20 protein-coding genes are annotated in these 20,813 nt (G+C 69.2%); 12 read left to right on the forward strand and 8 right to left on the reverse strand.

Going from position 1 to position 20,813, the window contains the following annotated elements; genetic code table 11:
• Positions 1–13 precede the first annotated feature (13 nt).
• Positions 14–862: a DUF2993 domain-containing protein gene (locus tag ACFVWL_RS13970; RefSeq protein ID WP_387183837.1), complete on the forward strand. Its 849-nt coding sequence runs from the start codon at positions 14–16 to the stop codon at positions 860–862.
• 19 nt (positions 863–881) lie between these two features.
• Here the strand turns inward: ACFVWL_RS13970 and ACFVWL_RS13975 are convergent, their stop codons facing one another.
• The 4 genes from ACFVWL_RS13975 to ACFVWL_RS13990 are packed head-to-tail and all read right to left on the reverse strand — an operon-like array spanning position 882 to position 4,197.
• A complete protein-coding gene (locus ACFVWL_RS13975; protein ID WP_387183841.1) occupies positions 882–1,631 on the reverse strand; it encodes an alpha/beta fold hydrolase in 750 nt (249 codons plus the stop codon).
• Positions 1,632–1,633: 2 nt separating this feature from the next.
• Positions 1,634–2,215 carry a TetR/AcrR family transcriptional regulator gene (locus ACFVWL_RS13980; RefSeq protein ID WP_387183844.1) on the reverse strand — a complete coding sequence of 194 codons (582 nt, stop codon included), beginning with the start codon at positions 2,213–2,215 and terminating at the stop codon, positions 1,634–1,636.
• Positions 2,193–3,095, reverse strand: coding sequence for an alpha/beta fold hydrolase (locus ACFVWL_RS13985; RefSeq protein WP_387183846.1), 903 nt, complete (start codon positions 3,093–3,095; stop codon positions 2,193–2,195). The genes ACFVWL_RS13980 and ACFVWL_RS13985 overlap by 23 nt, the downstream gene beginning before the upstream one ends.
• Before the next feature lie 55 nt (positions 3,096–3,150).
• Positions 3,151–4,197 (reverse strand): YihY/virulence factor BrkB family protein, encoded by a 1,047-nt coding sequence (locus ACFVWL_RS13990; protein ID WP_387183848.1) that lies wholly within the window; start codon positions 4,195–4,197, stop codon positions 3,151–3,153.
• Positions 4,198–4,344: 147 nt separating this feature from the next.
• On the opposite strand from ACFVWL_RS13990, the gene lysA reads away from it, so the two are divergent.
• From lysA to prfA, 5 genes are all read left to right on the forward strand, one after another.
• Positions 4,345–5,763, forward strand: coding sequence for a diaminopimelate decarboxylase (gene lysA, locus ACFVWL_RS13995; RefSeq protein WP_387183851.1), 1,419 nt, complete (start codon positions 4,345–4,347; stop codon positions 5,761–5,763).
• Positions 5,764–5,784: 21 nt separating this feature from the next.
• Positions 5,785–7,089 (forward strand): homoserine dehydrogenase, encoded by a 1,305-nt coding sequence (locus ACFVWL_RS14000; RefSeq protein WP_387183854.1) that lies wholly within the window; start codon positions 5,785–5,787, stop codon positions 7,087–7,089.
• Between the two features lie 2 nt (positions 7,090–7,091).
• Positions 7,092–8,054, forward strand: coding sequence for a homoserine kinase (thrB, locus tag ACFVWL_RS14005; protein WP_387183857.1), 963 nt, complete (start codon positions 7,092–7,094; stop codon positions 8,052–8,054).
• 159 nt (positions 8,055–8,213) lie between these two features.
• Positions 8,214–10,139: a transcription termination factor Rho gene (rho, locus tag ACFVWL_RS14010; protein ID WP_387183860.1), complete on the forward strand. Its 1,926-nt coding sequence runs from the start codon at positions 8,214–8,216 to the stop codon at positions 10,137–10,139.
• A gap of 11 nt (positions 10,140–10,150) precedes the next feature.
• Complete coding sequence (prfA, locus tag ACFVWL_RS14015; RefSeq protein ID WP_387183862.1) at positions 10,151–11,230, forward strand: peptide chain release factor 1; 1,080 nt, start codon at positions 10,151–10,153, stop codon at positions 11,228–11,230.
• A 20-nt stretch (positions 11,231–11,250) separates the two neighbouring features.
• Here prfA and ACFVWL_RS14020 read toward each other — a convergent pair whose 3' ends face one another.
• A complete protein-coding gene (locus ACFVWL_RS14020) occupies positions 11,251–11,904 on the reverse strand; it encodes a response regulator (RefSeq protein WP_387183865.1) in 654 nt (217 codons plus the stop codon).
• On the reverse strand, positions 11,901–13,541 hold the full coding sequence (locus tag ACFVWL_RS14025) for an ATP-binding protein (RefSeq protein WP_387183868.1): 1,641 nt from the start codon (positions 13,539–13,541) through the stop codon (positions 11,901–11,903). Before ACFVWL_RS14025 ends, ACFVWL_RS14020 begins: the two co-directional genes overlap by 4 nt.
• A 168-nt stretch (positions 13,542–13,709) precedes the next feature.
• Between ACFVWL_RS14025 and ACFVWL_RS14030 the strand changes: the two genes are divergently transcribed.
• Positions 13,710–15,254 carry a CitMHS family transporter gene (locus ACFVWL_RS14030; protein WP_387183870.1) on the forward strand — a complete coding sequence of 515 codons (1,545 nt, stop codon included), beginning with the start codon at positions 13,710–13,712 and terminating at the stop codon, positions 15,252–15,254.
• Positions 15,255–15,321: 67 nt separating this feature from the next.
• Positions 15,322–15,729 (forward strand): hypothetical protein, encoded by a 408-nt coding sequence (locus ACFVWL_RS14035; protein ID WP_387183872.1) that lies wholly within the window; start codon positions 15,322–15,324, stop codon positions 15,727–15,729.
• 20 nt (positions 15,730–15,749) lie between these two features.
• Here ACFVWL_RS14035 and epsC read toward each other — a convergent pair whose 3' ends face one another.
• Together epsC and cysK are read right to left on the reverse strand one after the other, a co-directional pair.
• Entirely contained in the window at positions 15,750–16,322 is a 573-nt protein-coding gene (epsC, locus tag ACFVWL_RS14040; RefSeq protein WP_387183875.1) for a serine O-acetyltransferase EpsC, read from the reverse strand.
• A gap of 8 nt (positions 16,323–16,330) precedes the next feature.
• Positions 16,331–17,269 carry a cysteine synthase A gene (gene cysK, locus ACFVWL_RS14045; RefSeq protein WP_387183878.1) on the reverse strand — a complete coding sequence of 313 codons (939 nt, stop codon included), beginning with the start codon at positions 17,267–17,269 and terminating at the stop codon, positions 16,331–16,333.
• 98 nt (positions 17,270–17,367) lie between these two features.
• On the opposite strand from cysK, the gene prmC reads away from it, so the two are divergent.
• Genes prmC through ACFVWL_RS14065 form a run of 4 tightly spaced genes read left to right on the forward strand, consistent with a single transcriptional unit; the run spans position 17,368 to position 20,699 of the window.
• Positions 17,368–18,228 carry a peptide chain release factor N(5)-glutamine methyltransferase gene (gene prmC, locus ACFVWL_RS14050; protein WP_387183880.1) on the forward strand — a complete coding sequence of 287 codons (861 nt, stop codon included), beginning with the start codon at positions 17,368–17,370 and terminating at the stop codon, positions 18,226–18,228.
• A 52-nt stretch (positions 18,229–18,280) separates the two neighbouring features.
• On the forward strand, positions 18,281–19,015 hold the full coding sequence (locus ACFVWL_RS14055; protein WP_387183883.1) for an L-threonylcarbamoyladenylate synthase: 735 nt from the start codon (positions 18,281–18,283) through the stop codon (positions 19,013–19,015).
• On the forward strand, positions 19,012–20,181 hold the full coding sequence (locus tag ACFVWL_RS14060; protein ID WP_387183886.1) for an MraY family glycosyltransferase: 1,170 nt from the start codon (positions 19,012–19,014) through the stop codon (positions 20,179–20,181). Before ACFVWL_RS14055 ends, ACFVWL_RS14060 begins: the two co-directional genes overlap by 4 nt.
• Positions 20,181–20,699, forward strand: a complete 519-nt coding sequence (locus ACFVWL_RS14065; protein WP_387183888.1) for a hypothetical protein — start codon at positions 20,181–20,183, stop codon at positions 20,697–20,699. The genes ACFVWL_RS14060 and ACFVWL_RS14065 overlap by 1 nt, the downstream gene beginning before the upstream one ends.
• Positions 20,700–20,813 lie beyond the last annotated feature (114 nt).

A 20,813-nucleotide genomic window follows, 5' to 3' on the forward strand; every position in this document is an offset into this window, starting at 1 on the left:
CAGGATGGCAGGCATGAGCGACGACAACCACACCCTGCCGTACCCGGACGTTGCCGCGGAGCATCCGACGCTCGTGATCCCCGGTTCCGCACCTGTCCAGGACGCGGACGCCGCGACGCGCAAGCGGCCCCGGTGGCCCTGGGCGCTGCTCATCGTGGTCGTCGTCCTCGCGCTGCTCGTGGTGGCGGCGGAACTCATCGCCCGCGCGGTGCTGCCAGGCGTCGTGCGGTCGATCGTCGTGGAACAGCTCGATCTTCCCGCCGACCAGCAGCTCGACGTGGAGACGGATGGTCTCCTGCTGCCGCAACTGATCGGCGGCTCGCTCGACACTCTGCGCCTCTCCACGGATTCCGTGACGCTGGAGGGCATCACGGGTGCTGCGGATGTGACCGCGACCGGCGTCCCGCTGCGCGGCGGGGATCTGGGCGGCGCCGCGGGCACCATCCGCATCGATCAGGAGCAGTTCACATCGCTTCTCACGGGCACCGACCTGCCCGTCGACTCGGTCGAGTTCGCCGCTCCGAACGCCACGGTGAGCGGATCGATCAGCGTCCTCGGGGCCGCAGTGCCCCTCTCGCTGACGCTCACGCCCGGCACGGTCGACGGCGACCTCGAGCTCACGCCGGTCGCCGCGAGCATCGGCGGACTCGACATCGACCTCGACCGGGTGTCCTCCACTCTCGGCTCCCTCGGCGAAGGTCTGACGCAGCCCCAGCGGGTGTGCATCGCCGATCAGCTGCCGGCGGGACTCACCCTCACCGGGCTCGAGATCGTCGACGGTGCGGCCGTGATCGACATCGATGTCAACGGAGCGATCGTCACCGACACGACGCTGCAGGACAAGGGCGTCTGCCCGAGTTGACCTCGAGAGCCTCCGGGCCCTATGCGGGGTCGGGGTGGGCGTCGAGCGTCGCGCGGATGTTCTGGGCGAGCCATGCCGGCCGCTGCAGCGGGATGCCGTGCCCGCAACCGTCGACGACCTGCAGGTCGCTGTGTGGGAGTGAGGCATGCAGGAGCGCGGCCGAGCGCTTCATGAGCGACTTCTCCTTCGCGCCGACGAGGATCGACGCGGCTCCGGGATAGGACCGCCACGCGGACGGAGGAGTGAAGAGGAGATTCTCCTCGACGGAGTGCAGGAGCGTCTCCCGGGAGATGCCGGACGACGTGCGCACGTAATCTGCCAGGAGATAGTCCGGGACGAACAGCTGCCGCGCCTGCAGCCGGGCGAACCGGTCGTTCTTCGCGAGGCCGGCGGTCGCCCCGAGGAGAGCGAGCATGGGGCGGGTCGCGCGCATCGGCACGGCCTGCGCGCTGACGACGATGACGTTCCTCACCCGCTCGGGGAAGTGCGCGGCGAGTTGCACGGTCAGTTGTGCGCCGAGGGAGAACCCGACGACGGTCGCAGGTCCACCCTCGTCTTCCACCACTCCAGCGAGGGCGGCGACCGTCGTCGCGTGGGACACGTACGTCTCGTCCGCGCTGCGTCCGTGGCCGGGGAGGTCGGGGACGATCACACGCACGCCTCCGCCGAGGTGGGCGCGCAGCGGTTCCCACATCCATCCGGCGACTCCTCCGCCGTGAAGCAGCAGCAGCGGGTGATCGCCGCGTGCGCCGAAGGTCTCCACGTGCATGGTCAGTTCCTCTCGAAGGTCTCGGCCATACGGCCGATCGTGTCGATCGCGCGTTCGAGCTGCGCCGGATCGAACGGGCCGAGCAGGCGCGCTGCGGAGAGCAGCCCGATCGATGCGCTGGAGAGCGCGAGGGCGAGCGCCTCGACGTCCGCGTCCGCGACGATCTGCCCCTGATTCTGCAGGCCGCGGAGCCACTCGACGACTCGCGCCTGCCGATCGCGATACCTGCCGTCCGTGACCTCCGCAACGTGGGCGCCGAGGATGCCGCGATCGTCGAGGAACGCCGCCGTCATCAACGCATCCTCACTCAGGGCGCGCGCGGAGGCACGATAGGCGGAGCTCAGGCGAGGTCGCTCTCCCAGCTCACGCCTGACACGGTCGTTCATGCGCGCCGTCCCGCGTTGCAGGAGCGCATCGAGGATCTCCCTCTTGCCGGCGAACTCCAGATAGACCGCGCCCTTGCCGATACCGGCGCGTCCGGCGATCGATGCCACGCTCATGGCGTCGAAACCTCGGGTGAGCACGAGCGCCTCGGCAGCATCGAGGATGCGGTCTCGACGGTCAGGGACGCGGTGCCTGGGCATCGGTACCCCTTTCCAGGTGGTCGAGCATCGCGGGGATGACGATGTCTGGACGGTCGCGCTGCACCCAGTGCCCGGCGCCGGGAACGGTCACCAGGGATCCGAAGGGGAGCAACTCGGCGGCGGTGCGGATGCGTGCGACGGGGACCCCGGAGTCTTCATCGCCGTGCACGAGGAGAGTGGGTGTCGTGACCGACGACAGCTGCGAGGTGTAGACGGTGCGCAGTCGATCCCAGAGCACCTGATCGCGCTGCCACTCCCCGAAGGTCGCCAGGCCCGTGCCGGTGGCGGCTTCGGTGAGCACCGCGTCCACGAGTTCGGGCGTGCGCGCCTGCGGGTTCCGCACCAGCTCCCGGAGCCCTCGTTCCATCGCGGAGGTGTTGCGTGCGTACGAGCGGGTCATCGCGGCGAGCAGCCCTGAGCGCAGCAGGAAGAAAGTGCCGAGCTGGGTGACCCGGCCGGAGAAGCCGTCGGCCAGGCGGGGCATCAGGCCGTAGCATCCGAGCAGTACGGCGGATCGCGCGCGGCCCGGCTGGTCCAGGAGATGTCCCACCGTCATGCCGCCGCCGAGAGAGAGCCCGGCGACCGCGTAGTCGTCGAGTCCGATCCCGTCGACGAGTTCGCCCACATGCCGGACGAGCCGCTCCTGTGTGAGGGGCCAGCCCGCCCGGGCGCTGCGTCCGAAACCCGGGTGGTCGGGCGCGATCACCCGGTGTCCCGCCGCGGCGAGAGCAGGTCCGACGGCGCTCCAGGAGAGCTCGGCATCGTCGGCTCCACCGCCGTGCAGAAGCAGGACGGGCCGCCCGGACTCGGATACGGGTCGCCACTCCAGAGCCGACACCGTGGCGTGGGGAAGGTTGAAGTTCGTGCGTCGGGGATCCATGGCGCCTCTCGTTATGACCAATCTATCCGATCTGGTCACAACGAGGGCGGCGCCGTCAGGAAGACGTGTCGGGTGCCGCCGCCTTCTGCGCCGCGCGGAGCTCGGTCGTCGCGATCTGCACTTCGACCTCCGCGCGCTGCAGTCGCCGCTGCGGGAACGTGGTCGCCGCGAACCGCGCGTGCACGCGATCAGCGTTCTCCTCCTCGGCGGTCACGATGTAGGCGCACGCGAAGAGCATCACCTGAGCCGAGAAGTTCAGCCAGATCAGCAGAGCGAGCAGTGAGGCGAAGGACGCCAGGAGCGGGTTGCTCGTGGCGCCGCCCACGAAGAGACCCGACAGCTCCTGCAGCGCCAAGAGGCCGAGCGCACCCAGCAGCGCGCCGGACCACAGCGACCGCGCGGACGGGCGGACACCGGAGAGAAGACGGAACACGCCGATGATGATCACCGTATCGAGAGCGAAGACGACCACGAGCGACACCAGCCGCACCGTCCACGCGGCCGCGGGAGAGTCTTCGGGAAGGCCGAGGAGCCCGGCGATCCAGGTGATGCCGAGCTGGCCGGCGAACGTGAGGAAGGCCGAGGCGACGAAGGCGAGACCGATGCCGACCGCGAGAGCCAGGTTGCGCAGGATGACCCAGATCCAGAGGATGTCATCCTGCAGGGTCCCTGCGAGCACGCGCACGGCCGCGCGCAGGGAGCCGATGGCGCCGAGGGCGGAGCCCACGAGGGCGACGAGGGAGATGATGCCTGCGATCGACAGCGAGGCCGGAGCTCGGAGATCCTTGGTCTTGATCACACCGTCCTCGCCGATGAGGCCGGGCACCGCCGCCTGCACCGCATCGATGATCGCCTGCCAGGCCACGGGATTCCCGGCGAGCCACAGCGCAGCGATCGAGAAGCCCAGCAGCACTCCGGCGAACACGCTGAAGAGTGCGCGGTACGTGACGCTGTCGGCGAGCATCGGTCCGCGCCGCTCCGTGTAGAGCAGCGCGGCGCGCACCGGGCGTCGTGCGAGTGCCCAGGCGATCACAGGCGCGGTGATGCGCGCGATGAACCCCGGCTGCGCGGGGGAGTCGGTTCGTGTTTCGCTGTTCGTCACGCCCCCACCCTAAGAGGCGACGACGGTCGACCGCAGGGGCTTGACGCCGCGCGTCACCGTGACCAGGGTGACGGGGTCGGTGCCCTAGAATCGGGTCAACCTCGATGTGCGCGCCCTGCCCGAGATCCTTCCCACGATTGGTGATCAGTGCTTCTCCCTGCCGATTCGCTCGCTCCGGAATGGCTCGCCGTCCCCGAAGACGCGAACGATCTCGTCGACGGCGTCTGGCCCGCCTCTGCGGTGCGCGACGCCGATGGTGCTCTCGACATCGCCGGCGTCAGCGCCACCACGCTTGCACGCACGTACGGCACCCCGCTGCTCGTGCTCGACGAGGACGAGGTGCGCGGTCGTGCGCGTCGGTTCCGTCTGGCGTTCGACAGGGCTGCGGCCGAGAACGGCACCACCGCGCAGGTGTACTACGCGGGCAAGGCGTTCCTGTGCACGACGGTCGCGCGCTGGGTGGTCGACGAGGGGCTGCGTGTCGACGTGTGCACCGGGGGAGAGCTCGCCGTCGCCCTCGCCGCCGGAGTCGCTCCTGCCTCCATCGGATTCCACGGCAACAACAAGTCTGTCGCCGAGTTGGAGCGGGCGGTCGAGGTGGGCGTCGGCACGATCATCGTCGACAGCGCCATCGAGATCGAACGTCTCGCGGCCATCACCGCCCGTACGGGAGGCACGCAGCGCGTGCTGGTGCGCGTGGTCAGCGGAGTGCACGCGGAGACCCACGACTTCCTCGCCACCGCTCACGAGGACCAGAAGTTCGGGTTCCCTCTTCCCGAGGCAGCGAAGGCGGTGGCACGCATCCGTGAGATCCCCGGCCTGGTGTTCGCCGGCCTGCACTGCCACATCGGCTCGCAGATCTTCGGGGTCGCGGGCTTCCGGGAGTCGGCCTCGCGCGTGCTCGACCTCCATGCGTCGCTGCTCGAGGGCGGCCCGGTGCCGCAGCTCAACCTCGGTGGCGGTTTCGGTATCGCCTACACGCGGGTCGACGATCCGACTCCGATCGAAGACCTCGCCGGCGCGATCATCACGGCGGTGGCGGCGGACTGCGCCGCCCGGGGCATTCCCGTTCCCGCCCTGTCGTTCGAGCCGGGCCGCGCCATCGTGGGCACGGCCGGCGTCACGATCTACGAGGTCGGCACCACCAAGGACGTGACGATCGATTCCGGAGCCCTGCGCCGCTACATCAGCGTCGACGGCGGCATGAGCGACAACGCGCGCCCCGCTCTGTACGGCGCGCAGTACTCCGCGCGACTCGCATCCCGCGTCGGCGGAGGCGCACCCCGTCTCAGCCGGGTGGTCGGAAAGCACTGCGAGTCCGGAGACATCGTCGTCGACCACGAGTACCTGCCCGAAGACCTCGTACCGGGCGATCTGCTCGCGGTGCCGGCGACCGGGGCGTACTGCGTCTCGCTGTCGAGCAACTACAACCATGTTCCGCGTCCGCCGGTCGTCGCTGTGCGCGGTGGACGCTCGACGGTCATCGTCCGTGGCGAGACCATCGACGACGTGCTGGCCCGCGACGCGGGTATCGACGGGGCGAATGCCCCCGAGGGAGACCAATGACCTACCTCCGAAGGAGTAACCATGACTGACTACCGACGACTTCGCGTGGCACTGCTGGGTGCCGGAGCAGTCGGCTCTCAGGTGGCCGCGCTCCTGCTCCGCCACGGCGACGAGCTCGCCGACCGTGCCGGTGCCGAACTGGAGCTCGCCGGCATCGCCGTGCGCGACGTCGACGCACCGCGTGACGTCGACCTGCCCAAGGAGCTCTTCACCACCGACGCCGAGTCCCTGATCCTGGGCGCCGACATCGTGATCGAGCTCATCGGCGGCATCGAGCCGGCGCGCACGAGCATCCTGCAGGCGATCGGCTCCGGGGCAGACGTCGTCACCGCCAACAAGGCGCTGCTGGCGACGCACGGGCCCGAGCTCTTCGAGGCGGCAGACCGCGTCGGCGCCTCCGTGTACTACGAGGCCGCAGCCGCCGGGGCCATCCCGATCATCCGCCCGCTGCGCGACTCGCTCGCCGGCGACCGCGTCGTGCGCATCATGGGCATCGTGAACGGCACCACGAACTACATCCTCGACCGGATGGACACCGAGGGCGCCGACTTCGCCGATGTGCTCGCCGACGCGCAGCGCCTGGGCTACGCCGAAGCCGACCCGACCGCAGACGTCGAGGGTTACGACGCGGCGCAGAAGGCGGCGATCCTCGCGAGCCTCGCGTTCCACACGGCGGTCCCGCTCGAGGCCGTCTACCGCGAGGGCATCACCTCGATCACCGCGTCCATGATCGAAGAGGCACGCGCCGCGGGCTTCGTGATCAAGCTGCTCGCCGTGTGCGAGCGCATCGAGGCGAACGGCGCCGAGTCGATCTCGGTGCGGGTATACCCGGCACTGGTTCCTACCACTCACCCCCTCGCCTCCGTGCACGGTGCGAACAACGCGGTGTTCGTCGAGGCAGAGGCCGCCGGATCGCTGATGTTCTACGGCGCGGGCGCCGGTGGCGTGCAGACCGCATCCGCCGTGCTCGGCGACGTCGTCTCCGCCGCCCGCCGCCACATCGCCGGCGGTGTCGGGGTGGGGGAGTCCACCCGCGCGAACCTTCCCGTCGTGCCGATCGGCCACGTCACCACCCGCTACCAGATCACGCTCGAGGTCGCGGATGCGCCCGGCGTGCTCGCCACCGTCGCGGGCATCCTCAGCGATGGCGACGTCTCGGTCGCGACGGTCGTGCAGACCGTCGAGGGTGAGGACGAGCCGACGGCCCGCCTGATCATCGGCACGCACCGCGCGACCGAGCAGGCGCTCAGCGCCACCGTCGATGCTCTCGCCGACAGCGAGGTCGTCGCCCGCGTGGTCTCGGTGCTCCGGGTGGAAGGCGAGTGACGATGGCGGCAGCCCTCGCGCCCGCCGAGGGCGACGCTGTCGAGGGGCGCACCGTCGAGGTGCGCGTCCCCGCGACCAGCGCGAACCTCGGCCCGGGCTTCGACACGCTGGGCCTTGCTCTCAGCATCTACGACACCCTCGAGGTGACGGCTCTGCCCGCGGGGCAGCTCGAGATCGAGGTGACGGGGTCCGGCGCGACCGAGATCCCACGTGACGAGTCGAACCTGATCGTCCGCACGATCGCGTACGTGTTCGCCGACGCCGGGCGTCCGGTTCCCGGGCTGCGCATCGTGGCCGAGAACGCCGTGCCGCACGGCCGGGGCCTCGGCTCGTCCGGTGCCGCCGTGGCCGCAGGAGTGCTTGCCGCGAAGGGCCTGCTCGCGGGTGACGTCGAGATCGACGACACGGACCTCCTCCGCCTCGCGACTGAGCTCGAAGGGCACCCGGACAACGTGGCCCCGGCACTGTTCGGCGGCCTGACCATCGCGTGGATGTCGGAGCGCGGTCCGCAGCACAAGAAGCTCCTGGTGCACCGCGGCGTCTCCCCACTGGTGCTGGTCCCCGCCTACACGATGTCGACGTCGCAGGCACGGTCGCTGCAGCCCCCGCAGGTGTCCACCGCAGACGCCGTGTTCAACGTCTCGCGCTCCGCGCTGCTGATCGCCGCTCTGATGCAGAGCCCCGAACTGCTCCTGGATGCGACCGCCGATCGCCTTCACCAGGACTACCGCGCCGGGGCTATGCCCGAGACGCAGCGCCTGGTGCAGGCACTGCGTGCCGCGGGCTTCGCCGCCGTCGTCTCCGGTGCGGGCCCCAGCGTGCTTGTGCTCGCCGACGGACCGGGAAGCCGCCAGGATGCGGTCGAACTGGCCGATCGGGTCACCGACACCCCGTGGGAGGCGCTCCTGCTCGCAGTCGACGTCCGTGGTGGTACAGTGGGGACTCGAGCGGAGGGCTCCACGTAACTACGTGAATCTGGCCCCATTGCAAATCTTGCAAGACCCGCACGCAAACCCCTGTGGCAGAGCTCATTCCAGAGCCGCCTGCCGAGGCTGGCTGGCGCCGAGCGTCAGCCCGTGCGATCGCGCGCAGCACCCGTTGTGTGCGTTCAACGCTCATTCCCCATGACATATAAGGGAGTACTCGTGGAGAACCTCTCCGAGACCCAGAACGACCAGTCGACGCCCACTGCGGAAGCACCTGCGGCATCTGCGGAGTCGACGACCGAGTCCGCACCGGCGCGCAAGCGCGCACCGCGTCGGGCCAGCACCGCCACCGCGGCTGCGAAGGCCGAGAAGGCCGAAGCGGCGAAGGCCGAGAAGGCTGCGAAGTCGGATGCCGCGCCGGAAGCGGCTGCGTCCGAGACCGCATCCCCCGCAGCAGAGGCGACCGAGGCCGCGCCGAAGGCGAAGCGCCCGAGTCGCAGCCGTGCGAAGAAGGCGGACGCCGAGGCTCCTGCCGCCGACACCGCCGCAGCGGAAGCGCCTGCCGCAGACGCCGCGCCCGCCGAGGCGCCCGCCGAGGCCGCACCCAAGACGACCGGGCGTGGACGCCGCGGTGCCCAGAAGCCCGCAGCCGACGCCGAGGCGCCCGCGGCCGAGCAGTCAGCGGAGTCCGCCTCCGACTCGTCGCCCGCCGAGACCTCGCAGAACGGCGACTCGGACTCCTCCGAAGGCGGCGAGGAGCAGGGCGGTCGCGGTCGCAACCGCAGCCGCAGCCGCAACCGCGGACGTGGCCAGAACGGCGCCGCGCAGGAGCAGCAGGCTCAGCCCGCCGCCGCCGACGACGACCAGGCCGGTGGCAACAACCGCAACCGTCAGCGCAACAAGCGCCGCAGCGGAGTCCCGACCGACGAGTTCGACACCGAGATCGGCGAGGACGACGTCCTGATCCCGATCGCCGGCATCCTCGACGTGCTCGACAACTACGCGTTCGTCCGCACGACCGGCTACCTCGCCGGCCCCAGCGACGTGTACGTGTCGCTCGGTCAGGTGAAGAAGTACAACCTGCGCAAGGGCGACGCGGTCGTCGGCTCGATCAAGCAGCCGCGCGAGGGCGAGCAGCAGGGGCGCCAGAAGTACAACGCCCTGGTCAAGGTCGACTCGATCAACGGCCTCTCGATCGACGACGCCGCCACCCGTGTGGAGTTCGGCAAGCTCACCCCGCTGTATCCGCAGGAGCGCCTGCGCATGGAGACGGCTCCCGAGAAGCTGACCCAGCGCATCATCGACCTGGTCGCCCCGGTCGGCAAGGGTCAGCGCGGCCTGATCGTCGCGCCGCCCAAGGCCGGCAAGACCATCGTCCTGCAGCAGATCGCCAACGCGATCGCCCAGAACAATCCCGAGGTCCACCTCATGGTCGTGCTCGTCGACGAGCGCCCCGAAGAGGTCACCGACATGGAGCGCTCGGTCAAGGGCGAGGTCATCGCCTCGACGTTCGACCGTCCGGCGGAAGACCACACCACCGTCGCCGAACTCGCCATCGAGCGCGCGAAGCGCCTGGTCGAGCTCGGCCGCGACGTCGTCGTGCTCCTCGACTCGATCACCCGCCTCGGCCGTGCCTACAACCTGGCGGCTCCGGCATCCGGTCGTGTGCTCAGCGGCGGTGTCGACGCTTCGGCGCTGTACCCGCCCAAGCGCTTCTTCGGTGCAGCACGCAACATCGAGAACGGCGGATCCCTCACGATCCTCGCCACGGCGCTGGTCGAGACCGGTTCCAAGATGGACGAGGTCATCTTCGAGGAGTTCAAGGGCACCGGAAACAGCGAGCTTCGCCTGTCCCGCGCCCTCGCCGACAAGCGCATCTTCCCGGCGGTCGACGTGAACGCGTCCAGCACCCGCCGCGAGGAGATGCTGCTCTCGGCCGACGAGGTCAAGATCACGTGGAAGCTGCGTCGCGCCCTCGCCGGCCTCGACCAGCAGCAGGCCCTCGAGGTCGTGCTCGGCAAGCTCAAGGAGACCAACTCGAACGTCGAGTTCCTCGTGCAGATGCAGAAGTCGATCCCGACGCTCCCCTCGGGCGCGCACGGGCACGACAACAACATCCGCTGAGCGGCTGAGCCGTGTTCGAGTCCGTCCAGACTCTGATCGACGAGCATCGCCGGGTGCAGGAGGAACTCTCCGACCCGGCGGTGCACGCCGACGCCGCCCGGGCCAAGCGCGTCAACCGCCGCTACGCCGAGTTGTCGCGTATCGTCGCCGCGTACGAGGCCTGGGTCGCTGCGACCGACGACCTGGAGACTGCTCGCGAGTTCGCCCGAGAGGACGAGTCCATCGCCGCGGAGATCCCGGCGATGGAGGAGGAGTTGCAGGCCTCTCAGGAGCGTCTGCGGCGCCTGCTGATCCCGCGCGATCCGGACGACGCCCGCGACGTGATCATGGAGATCAAGGCGGGGGAGGGTGGTGCGGAGTCCGCGCTGTTCGCCGCCGACCTGCTGCGCATGTACATCCAGTACGCGGCCTCCAAGGGCTGGAAGACCGAACTGCTCGAGCGCAACGAGTCCGACCTCGGCGGCTACAAAGACGTCCAGGTCGCGATCAAGGGGTCGTCCACCGATCCCGCGCAGGGCGTCTGGGCGCACCTGAAGTACGAGGGCGGAGTGCATCGCGTGCAGCGTGTGCCGGCGACCGAGTCGCAGGGTCGCATCCACACGTCGACCACCGGAGTGCTCGTCTTCCCCGAGGTCGACGAGCCTGAGGAGATCCACATCGACCAGAACGACCTCAAGATCGACGTCTTCCGGTCCTCCGGTCCCGGCGGTCAGTCCGTCAACACGACGGACTCCGCTGTGCGCATCACGCATGTGCCGACCGGTATCGTCGTCTCGATGCAGAACGAGAAGTCCCAGCTGCAGAACCGCGAGGCCGGCATGCGCGTGCTGCGCGCCCGTCTGCTCGCGCGGCAGCAGGAAGAGCTCGACGCTGCGGCATCCGACGCCCGTCGGTCGCAGATCCGAGGTATGGACCGGTCGGAGCGTATCCGCACCTACAACTTTCCCGAGAACCGGATCGCGGATCACCGCACCGGCTTCAAGGCCTACAACCTCGACCAGGTCATGGACGGAGCGCTCGACCCGTTGATCGAGAGCGCCATCACCGCCGACGAGGAAGCGCGGCTCGCGGCAGTCGGCTCCGAGTCCTGACCTGCGGTCACCGCATCGGATCAGGTACGTGCGGCATATCGATGCTCGGGGCGTCCCGTCGTGCCGTAGTTGAGGCGCACCTCGACGACCGTTCTGGCGGTCAGCGCCGCGAGATGACGTTGTGCGGTGGCGCGGGATATCCCGACACGTTCGCCGATCTCGGCAGCCGAAGCCTCGCCGTCGCCGAGGGCGGCGAGCACGAGCTGCTCCGTCGCGGAGCGGGAGACCGACACCGGCTCGCCCGCACCGTGCAGGATCGCCAGAGCGCGGTCCACGTCCTCCTGGCGGAGCGCGCGGTCGCCGCTGAGCAGGTTGCGGTAGCGGATGCAGCGGTCGAGGAGACTCGACAGCGCTCGTCGCTCGAACGGCTTCATGAGGTAGCCCACGGCTCCCGACCGCAGCGCCCGGCGCACCGTGGGGGCGTCGTCGGCTGCGGAGATGAGGATCGCGTCGATCCCCGATTCCCGTACGAGCGAGATGCCGTCTCCGTCGGGGAGGAAGACGTCGGCGATGAGGAGGTCGGGGGGAGACGAGCGCAGGCTGTCTCGGGCCTCGGCGAGTGACCGCACGGTCTCGGTCACGGTGAAGCCGGGGTGCTCCTCGACGATCCCCTGGTGCAACTGTGCGACCCGGAAGTCGTCGTCGAGGATGAGCACGCGAAGGGGCTCGGTCATGTGTTCTCCTTCTCGTCGTGGAATGTCCGGTCGACGGCTCCGCCGATGCGGGCGGCGAACACCGCGCCATGGTCGTCTCCGCCGGGATCGATGACCCAGAGATCGCCGCCACTTCGACGGGCGATCTCCGTGGACAGGGGGAGCCCGATCCCGTGTCCGTGCACCTTGTCTGCGCTCTGATTCCTCGGTTTCGGTGAGAACGGGTCGACGTCGCCGAGGCCGGGCCCCGAGTCGGTGACGGTGAACACCAGGGCCTCGCCGTCGTCCAGCACGGCCACCTCGACCCAGCGCGGCGTCCGCTCGCCCGAGACCGCGGCCGTGACGGCGTTGTCGAGGAGGTTCCCGAGCACCGCGGCGACGTCTTCGGCCTCGCTCACCGTACCGATCAGGTGGGTGTCGTCCGCGACCCGGAGGGCGACCCCGCGCTCTCCGGCCTCCACACCCTTGGCGCCGAGGAACGAGTGCAGGAAGGGATCGCCGAGGAGGTCCAGTCCCACGACGGGGAACGCCACCGGCCCCCGCTCCACGAGCTCGCCCAGGAATGCGCGAGCGTCGCTCACTCGGCCCGCGTCGATGAGTCCGGCGGCCACGTGCATGCGATTGGCGAACTCGTGCCTCTGCACGCGCAGGGCCGCCGTCATCGTCCTGACCGTCTCCAGACGCTCCGTCAGGGCGACGAGATCCGTGCGGTCGCGCACGATCAGCACATCGCCGAGCGCTCGGCCCTCGCGCACCACGGGGCGTGAGTCGAGGTACAGCATCCGGTCTCCGACGATGGCGCTCGAGCGAGCGCGCGCCCCGGTCGCGGCATCCAGGACTGCGGTGGCCAGGCCGAGTTCGTGGATGGAGCGCCCGACAGGGGCATCGAGTCCGAGGAGGCGATCGGCGGCGGCATTGCTCACGCGCACCACTCCTCGGGTGTCGATGGCGATGACACCGTCGTCCACTCCGTTCAGCACGGCCGTCTGGTTCTGCACGAGGGCCACGAGCTCTTCCGGCTGGACCCCCAGCGTCAGACGCTCCCAGCGCCGGCGGAGAAGGAGGAACGCCAATCCGGCCAGGGCGAGCGCACCCGCCGCTGTACCCCCGATCATGGCCAGCAGAGGCGGAAGGTCGTCGAAGACGCCGGCACGCTCGAACCCGACGCTGACCTCGCCCACCGGTGTCCCGGCCTCATCGCGGACGGGAACCTTCGCCCGTGCGGATTCGCCGAGTGTGCCGGTCTGCCAGTCGACCACCTCGGCCCCGGCGAGCACCTCTTCGTACGGTGTGCTGACCTCCTCGCCGATGCGAGATGGTGTGGGATGCGCGAGACGGATGCCGTTGTCATCGGTGAGCACGACGAACAGCGCTCCGGTGCGGGATGTGACGTCGGACGCGATGCGCTGCAGATCGCCGTCGCGCAGATCGACGGCGTCGGGCGGGCCTTCCGCGAGGGAGATACGTGTGACCTCCGCGCGAACCTGCGGATCCTCCGCCAGCGTGCGGGCGATGCCCAGCGCGGTCGACTCGGCCTCGGCGCGCAGCTGCTGGACGGCGAGGAGCAGGTACACACCCGTGCAGAGAGCGACGACGAGGGTCACCGTGGCGAGGTGCAGGAGCAGGGCGCGTGTGGCGAACCGCGGTCTGGTCGACATCGTCCTCGGCACCGTGCTTCTCCTGTACTGCTCCCGCGCAATATGCGCAGAACCCACGCTACGCGCACAACGTCGGGGAATGCGGGATACCGCACCCGACGGTCGCGGATTGCCTAGTCTCATCGGGATCCGTCGCCGCCGACGGAGCCACGACGAAGGAGTCAACGCATGCCCGACGCACTCACCGGCCTGTTCGCGGCCGCCGAAGAGGCGCCGACCTACGACGTGGCGTTCGTGCCGCCCGAGTGGGTGCTGGTGCTCCTCGGATTCACGATGGTGCTCGCGTTCATGACGCTGATCATGACCAAGCGCCTCACGCCCATGGTGGCCCTGATCCTCGTCCCGACCGCGTTCGGGCTCTTCGCGGGGGCGGGCCTCGGCCTGGGGGACATGATCCTCGACTCGATCGGGGCGATGGCGCCGACCGCGGCGCTGCTGATGTTCGCGATCATGTTCTTCGGCATCATGATCGACGTGGGTCTGTTCGATCCGCTCATCCGTCTGATCACACGCCTGCTCGGAGACGACCCGGCCAAGGTCGTGCTCGGCACCGCGATCCTCGCCGGAGCCGTGTCCCTCGACGGTGACGGTTCGACGACCTTCATCATCACGACCTCGGCGATGCTCCCCATCTATCTCCGTCTGGGGATGAGCCCCGTGGTGCTCACCTGCGTCGCCGGACTCATGAACGGCACGCTGAACATCGTGCCGTGGGGCGGCCCGACCGTGCGTGCCGCCACCGCCCTGGGACTGCAGCCGACGGACATCTTCGTTCCGATGCTTCCCGCGCTCGGGGCCGGAATCGTCGTGACTCTCGGCTTCGCGTGGATCCTGGGCCTGCAGGAGCGCCGTCGACTGGGGCGTCTGGACTCCGAGGGCCTGCTCGTCGGTGCCGACGGAGGAACGCTCTCGACGGTGCCCAGGATCTTCCGCGGGGCGGAGCCGAAACCGGGCGCGCGTGCGTCGCTGCGCACCGGCAATCTGGTGGTCGTCGCCGGCAGCCACGCTCCGGTATCCGCGGCGAGCGTCGATCCCTCCGACACGGCCATGGCCGACACCATGCTGGATCCCGCCCGGCCGACGCTTCGACCGAAGCTCATCTGGGTCAACCTCGTGCTCACCGTCGCGGTGATGGTGCTGCTGGTGCTCGACATCCTCCCGCTGCCGTACGTGTTCATGGTGGGAGCCGGGCTCGCGCTCGTCATCAACTTCCGCGGCATCAAGGAGCAGGCCTCGGAGATCGTCGCGCACGCCCCGAGCATCGTGGGCGTGGTCTCCATGGTGATCGCGGCCGGAGTCCTGGTGGGCGTGCTCACCGGCACCGGGATGGTCGATGCGATGGCGACCTGGATCACCAACGTGCTCCCGCCGGCGCTCGGCCCGTTCCTGGCACCGATCACCGGGGTCCTGTCGATCCCGTTCACGTTCTTCATGTCGAACGACGCGTTCTACTTCGGCATCCTCCCGGTTCTCGCCCAGAGCGCGGCGAACTTCGGCATCGATCCCGTGGAGATGGCGAGGGCATCGATCATCGGCCAGCCCGTGCATCTGCAGAGCCCGCTGGTGCCGGCGATCCTGCTGCTCGTGTCACTGGCGAGCGTGAACCTGGGCGACCACCACCGCAAGGTGCTCTGGCGCGCGACGATCGTCTCGCTGGTCATGCTCGGAGTCGGCATCCTGACCGGGGCGGTCCCGTTCTTCGTCGCGCAGTGAGAGGCGAGGGTGGGGAGCGCGGATGCCGTTCTCCACCACCGCGCGAGCAGAGCGCTATGCTCGGCCCGTGATCACATTCCTCTTCCGCGGCCTGCTCTACCTGGTGTCCGCCGGTCTCGGCCTGATCGCCGCTGACCTCCTGCTCGACGGCTTCACGATCGAGTGGGACAAGTGGTGGGGCTTCGTCATCTGCATCCTGATCTTCGCGATCCTGCAGAGCGTTCTCTCGCCCTGGGTCGGGAAGATCGCCAATCGCTACGCGCCGGTGCTGATGGGCGGCATCGGGATCTTCTCCACGCTGATCTCGCTCATCATCGTCGTGCTGCTCCCGATCGGCGGGCTGCGGATCACCGATCTGACAGGTTGGCTGCTGGGATCCGTCATCGTCTGGCTCATCACGGCACTCGGCAGCGTCCTGCTGCCGCTGATCTTCCTGCGCAAGAAGGTCGAGGCGGTGAAGGCCGAACGCCGCTAGAGCGCACGCCCCGCGGGCGCTCAGATCGCGTAGTAGTCCGGCGCCGTGAGCAGGGCCCTGGTGTCCTCGCCGACTGTGCGATGACGCGGCTTCGCCGGCACGCCGACGAGAACACTGTCGGCCGGCGCATCGCGCGTGACCACCGCATTCGCGCCGACCACGGAGCCTGCCCCGATCGTCACGGGACCGAGGATCTTCGCGCCCGCGCCGACGGCGACACCGTCCCCGAGCGTAGGGTGCCGCTTGCCGGATGTCCGGGTGCGTCCGCCGAGCGTGACGCCGTGATAGAGCATAACGTCATCGCCCACCACGGCGGTCTCGCCGATCACGACACCCATTCCATGGTCGATGAAGAAACGTCGGCCGATCCTCGCTCCGGGGTGGATCTCGATCCCGGTCAGCCAGCGCGACGCCTGGGAGCCGGCGCGCGCCAGCAGTCGCAGCCGGCGCCGCCAGAGCGCGTGAGAGACGCGATGGGCCCAGATGGCGTGCAGTCCGGGGTACAGCAGAGCGACCTCGACGGCGCTGCGCGCGGCCGGGTCCCGGAGGCGGGCTGCCGCGATGTCCTCGCGCATTCGCCCGATCATGCCCATCGACGGTCTCAGCTTTCGCGCAGGTCCTCGAACAGCGCGGTGGAGAGGTAGCGCTCACCGGTGTCGGGGATGATGACGACGATCGTCTTGCCGGCGTTCTCGGGGCGGGCCGCGACCTTCAGAGCGGCGGCGACGGCCGCACCGGACGACATGCCGACGAGCAGGCCCTCCTTGGCCGCGAGCTCGCGCGCGACGCGGATGGACTCGTCGAACTCGGCGGTGAGGATCTCGTCGAGCACCTCGCGGTCGAGCACGTCGGGGACGAAGTTCGGGCCGATGCCCTGGATCTTGTGCGGGCCGGGGTGTCCTTCGGTCAGGACGGGGGAGTCCTTCGGCTCGACGGCGATCACCTGCACGCCGGGCTTCGCGGCCTTGAGGGCCTGACCGGTTCCCGTGACGGTCCCTCCGGTGCCGACGCCGGCCACGAGGATGTCGACGGCGCCGTCGGTGTCGCGGAGGATCTCCTGCGCCGTGGTCTCGCGGTGGATCTGGGGGTTCGCCGCGTTCTCGAACTGCCGGATCCAGATCGCCCCAGGGGTGTCGGCGACGATGCGCTTGGTCTCCTCGATCGCACCGCTCATGCCCTTGGTGGGGTCGGTGAGGATGATCTCCGCACCGAACGCCTTCAGCAGCACCCGGCGCTCCTTCGACATGGAGGCGGGCATCGTGAGGATCACCCGGTACCCGCGCGCGGCGCCGACCATCGCGAGGGCGATACCGGTGTTGCCGCTCGTCGACTCGACGATCGTCCCACCCGGCTTCAGCTCACCCGACGCCTCGGCGGCGTTGACCATGGCGATCCCGATGCGATCCTTCACGCTCGAGGCGGGGTTGTAGTACTCGAGCTTGGCGAGGACGGTCGCACTCAGTCCCTCGGTCACCCGGTTCAGGCGGACGAGCGGTGTGTTGCCGAACGCGGTCGTGATGTCGGAGTGGATGCCGGGCATGATGAACCTTCCTGTGCGGGGTCGCTGCGGACCAGCCTAGGGGAGGGGTCCTATGGGGAGGCCTTTGTGACGGCCGCTCGCACTCTACGCTGGAAGGCATGTCTGACACCTCTCTCGCTGCGGTCGTCCGCACGGCGGCCCAGCGTCTGGCCGATGTCGGAGTGCCCGACCCTCTGGTCGACGCAGAGCTTCTCGCCGGCCACATCCTCGGACGACGACGCGGCGAGGTGCAGGCGGCGATCGTCCGTGGCGACGGCATCGATGACGCAGCGGTGTCGGCGCTCGATGAGGCCGTGACGCGTCGTGCAGCCAGGGAGCCGCTGCAGCACATCACCGGAACCGCGCCGTTCCGTCACCTCGAGCTCGCCGTCGGCCCCGGCGTCTTCGTACCCCGTCCGGAGACGGAGACCGTCGTGCAGTACGCGATCGACGCCCTGCTGAGCTCCCCGGAGTCCGCACCGGTCGGCATCGACCTCGGCACCGGCAGCGGGGCGATCGCCCTCGCGATGGCCACCGAGGTGCCGCACGCGCGCATCTTCGCCGCCGAGCTCTCCGAGGACGCGCACGCCTGGGCGAGCCGCAACGTCGCAGGAGTCGAGAACCTCACGCTGGTGCTGTCCGACCTGGGGGAAGCCTTCCCGGAGCTCGACGGCACGGCCTCCGTGGTCATCTCGAATCCACCGTATGTGCCCGATGCCGCCATTCCCCGCGATCCGGAGGTGCGGCTGTTCGATCCGGCCATGGCGCTGTACGGGGGAGAGGACGGTCTCGACATCGTGCGTGTGCTCAGCTCACGGGCCTTGCGGCTGCTGCGCCCCGGTGGTCTCCTCGTCATCGAGCACGGCGAACTGCAGGGCGAGTCGATCAGGGACCTCCTCACGGTCGACGGCTGGCGCGCACCGGCGACGCACCGCGACCTGACGCTCCGGGATCGCACCACCACCGCGCTCCGACCCTGATCAGCAACCTCCGAGCGTGCTCACCGGCCACGCCGCATAGAATCGAACCGTCATGTCAACCATCTTCGACTGCAGCGACGAGTCGCAGCTCCTCGCCGGCATGCGCCACGCGCGCCAGGCGATCGGCCGTGGCGACCTCATCGTCATCCCCACAGACACGGTGTACGGCGTCGCCGCCGATGCCTTCTCCCCGGCCGCCGTCCAGCGCCTCCTCGATGCGAAGGGGCGCGGGCGGGATCAGCCGCCGCCCGTGCTGATCGGCACGAAGGAGACGCTCACCGCCCTGGCCGAGTCCGTTCCGGAGCCGGTCGAGCGCCTCGTCGAGGCATTCTGGCCCGGTGGATTGACGATCGTGCTGCCGGCGCAGCCGTCGCTGGTGTGGGATCTGGGAGAGACTCTCGGCACGGTCGCGGTGCGCATGCCGGAGGGCCGGGTCGCCCTCGAACTGCTCGCGGAGACCGGTCCGCTGGCCGTCTCCAGCGCGAACCTCACGGGCGAAGCCGCGGCCATCTCGGCGTACGACGCCGAGAAGATGCTGGGCGACAGCGTCGCGGTCTATCTCGCAGACGGCCTGAGCAAGGACGGCATCGCGTCCACCATCGTGGATGCCACCTCGCTGGTGCGCCGCGGTGCGGACTCCGAACCGGGGACGGTGCGCATCCTCCGCGACGGCGCGGTGACCCGGGAACAGCTGCAGGAGGTGCTCGGCGATCTCCTCGAGCCCGAGGAGCAGGCCGAGCCCGAACACTCGCACGAACACGCGCAGGAGCAGGACGGGGATTCGTGAAGCAGTACCTCTTCACGGTCATCCTCACCGCCGCGATCACGTTCGCACTGACCTGGGCGGTGTGGAAGCTGAGCCTCCGGTTCAAGCTCTACCCCGCCATCCGCGACCGCGACGTGCATACCACTCCCAAGCCTCGGCTGGGTGGCGTCGCGATCTTCCTCGCCATCGCCGCGGCGTTTGGTTTCTCCGCGGTGAACCCCTTCTTCCAGAGCATCTGGATCCCGCCGCAGACCATGTGGTCGATCCTCGGCGCGTCTTTGCTGATCGCGATCATCGGGGTCGTCGACGACCTCTGGGACATCGACTGGATGATCAAGCTCGGCGCGCAGTTCCTCGCTGCCGGCGTCATCACGGTCGGTGGGGGACTGCAGATCCTGTCCCTGCCGTTCGGTGACCTCATCGTGGTGTCGAGCTGGCTGAGCATCACGATCACGATGTTCGCGATCGTCATCGTGATGAACGCGGTGAACTTCATCGACGGACTCGACGGGCTCGTCGCCGGTGTGTGCCTCATCTCGAACGGCGTGTTCTTCGCCTACTCCTACATCTTCACGCGTGACTCCGGCGCGTCCAGCTACTTCAACCTCTCGACCTTCATCGCCGCAGTGCTCATCGGCGCCTGCCTCGGCTTCCTGCCGTTGAACTGGAGCCCGGCGAAGATCTTCATGGGGGATTCGGGTGCACTGGTGATCGGTCTGCTGATGGCCACGTCGGCGATCGCGATCACCGGGCAGATGGATCCGTCCGCTCTCGACCCCGAGCGTCTCGGACGCTCCCAGCTGGTCGGAGCGTTCCTGCCCATCCTGCTGCCGCTGCTGGTCGTCCTGCTGCCGCTGCTCGACTTCGGACTCGCGGTGCTCCGGCGGATGAGCGCCGGCCGCTCGCCGTTCTCGCCCGATCGGAAGCACCTGCATCACCGCATGCTCGATCTCGGTCACCGCGACCGCGACGCCGTGCTCATCTTCTACGCCTGGACGGCCGTCGTCTCGCTCGCCGTCTTGCTGATGTACGTCGGTGCACGGGAGGACTGGCCCGGCCAGTACCTGCCGGGTGTCGGCTTCGGGGTCGTGGGCATCGCCGCCTGCCTCGTCGTCACGCTGAGTCCCACCCGCAGCAGGAAGAGCGCAGCGGGCGCCGAACCCGATCCGACACCCGTGGAGTCCTGATGAGCCCGAGCCCCGTTTCCAGCACGCCGATCCTGCGTCGCACCCTCATCTGGTCGGCGATCGCCACCGTCGTGCTCGCGATCATCGCCGGTGGCATCGGCTACCTCGTGGCCCAGGGGGAGGGGCTCGTCAGCGGACTGCTGGGGGTTCTCCTTGCCGCCGTGTTCCTGGCGATCACCGGTATCAGCATCCTGATCGCGAACCGCTGGTACGGCGACCCGATCTACGTGCAGCTGTTCTTCGCGATCGTCCTCGGCGGCTGGCTGCTCAAGCTCGGACTGTTCGTCGTCGCGATGATCCTGCTCGCCGGACAGCCCTGGCTGCAGCCGATGGTGTTCTTCCTCTCGATCGTCGCGGGCGTGCTGATGTCGCTCGCGATCGACGTGATCGTACTGACGAGCATGAGGCTGCCCAACGTCAGCGACACGACCCTGCCGACCGAGGTGCCCGAGGATCGCGCTCCCGGCGCGGCGAATCACATCGAGGACGGGCCCGTCGAGGGCGGCGAGCGGTCTTAGGAGACCCTCAGATTCTGATACTGTTGACACGTGCCCGCCGCTCGCCCGCGAGCGCTTGCGCTGATTGCACACCGACCATCGTCGCCCCGGTTTAGACCGGTGCCCCGAAGCTGG

This window comes from Microbacterium sp. NPDC058269, assembly GCF_042881445.1.
Lineage (GTDB): Bacteria > Actinomycetota > Actinomycetes > Actinomycetales > Microbacteriaceae > Microbacterium.

Coding starts and splice junctions, on each gene's coding strand:
- epsC (WP_387183875.1), bottom strand. CDS start 16,322: ATGGGCATGATCGGGCGAATGCGCGAGGACATCGCGGCAGCCCGCCTC.
- prmC (WP_387183880.1), top strand. CDS start 17,368: ATGTCTGACACCTCTCTCGCTGCGGTCGTCCGCACGGCGGCCCAGCGT.
- thrB (WP_387183857.1), top strand. CDS start 7,092: ATGGCGGCAGCCCTCGCGCCCGCCGAGGGCGACGCTGTCGAGGGGCGC.
- ACFVWL_RS14020 (WP_387183865.1), bottom strand. CDS start 11,904: ATGACCGAGCCCCTTCGCGTGCTCATCCTCGACGACGACTTCCGGGTC.
- ACFVWL_RS13985 (WP_387183846.1), bottom strand. CDS start 3,095: ATGGATCCCCGACGCACGAACTTCAACCTTCCCCACGCCACGGTGTCG.
- ACFVWL_RS14030 (WP_387183870.1), top strand. CDS start 13,710: ATGCCCGACGCACTCACCGGCCTGTTCGCGGCCGCCGAAGAGGCGCCG.
- ACFVWL_RS13980 (WP_387183844.1), bottom strand. CDS start 2,215: ATGCCCAGGCACCGCGTCCCTGACCGTCGAGACCGCATCCTCGATGCT.
- rho (WP_387183860.1), top strand. CDS start 8,214: ATGACATATAAGGGAGTACTCGTGGAGAACCTCTCCGAGACCCAGAAC.
- ACFVWL_RS14000 (WP_387183854.1), top strand. CDS start 5,785: ATGACTGACTACCGACGACTTCGCGTGGCACTGCTGGGTGCCGGAGCA.
- ACFVWL_RS13975 (WP_387183841.1), bottom strand. CDS start 1,631: ATGCACGTGGAGACCTTCGGCGCACGCGGCGATCACCCGCTGCTGCTG.
- ACFVWL_RS14025 (WP_387183868.1), bottom strand. CDS start 13,541: ATGTCGACCAGACCGCGGTTCGCCACACGCGCCCTGCTCCTGCACCTC.
- ACFVWL_RS14055 (WP_387183883.1), top strand. CDS start 18,281: ATGTCAACCATCTTCGACTGCAGCGACGAGTCGCAGCTCCTCGCCGGC.
- cysK (WP_387183878.1), bottom strand. CDS start 17,269: ATGCCCGGCATCCACTCCGACATCACGACCGCGTTCGGCAACACACCG.
- ACFVWL_RS14065 (WP_387183888.1), top strand. CDS start 20,181: ATGAGCCCGAGCCCCGTTTCCAGCACGCCGATCCTGCGTCGCACCCTC.
- ACFVWL_RS13970 (WP_387183837.1), top strand. CDS start 14: ATGAGCGACGACAACCACACCCTGCCGTACCCGGACGTTGCCGCGGAG.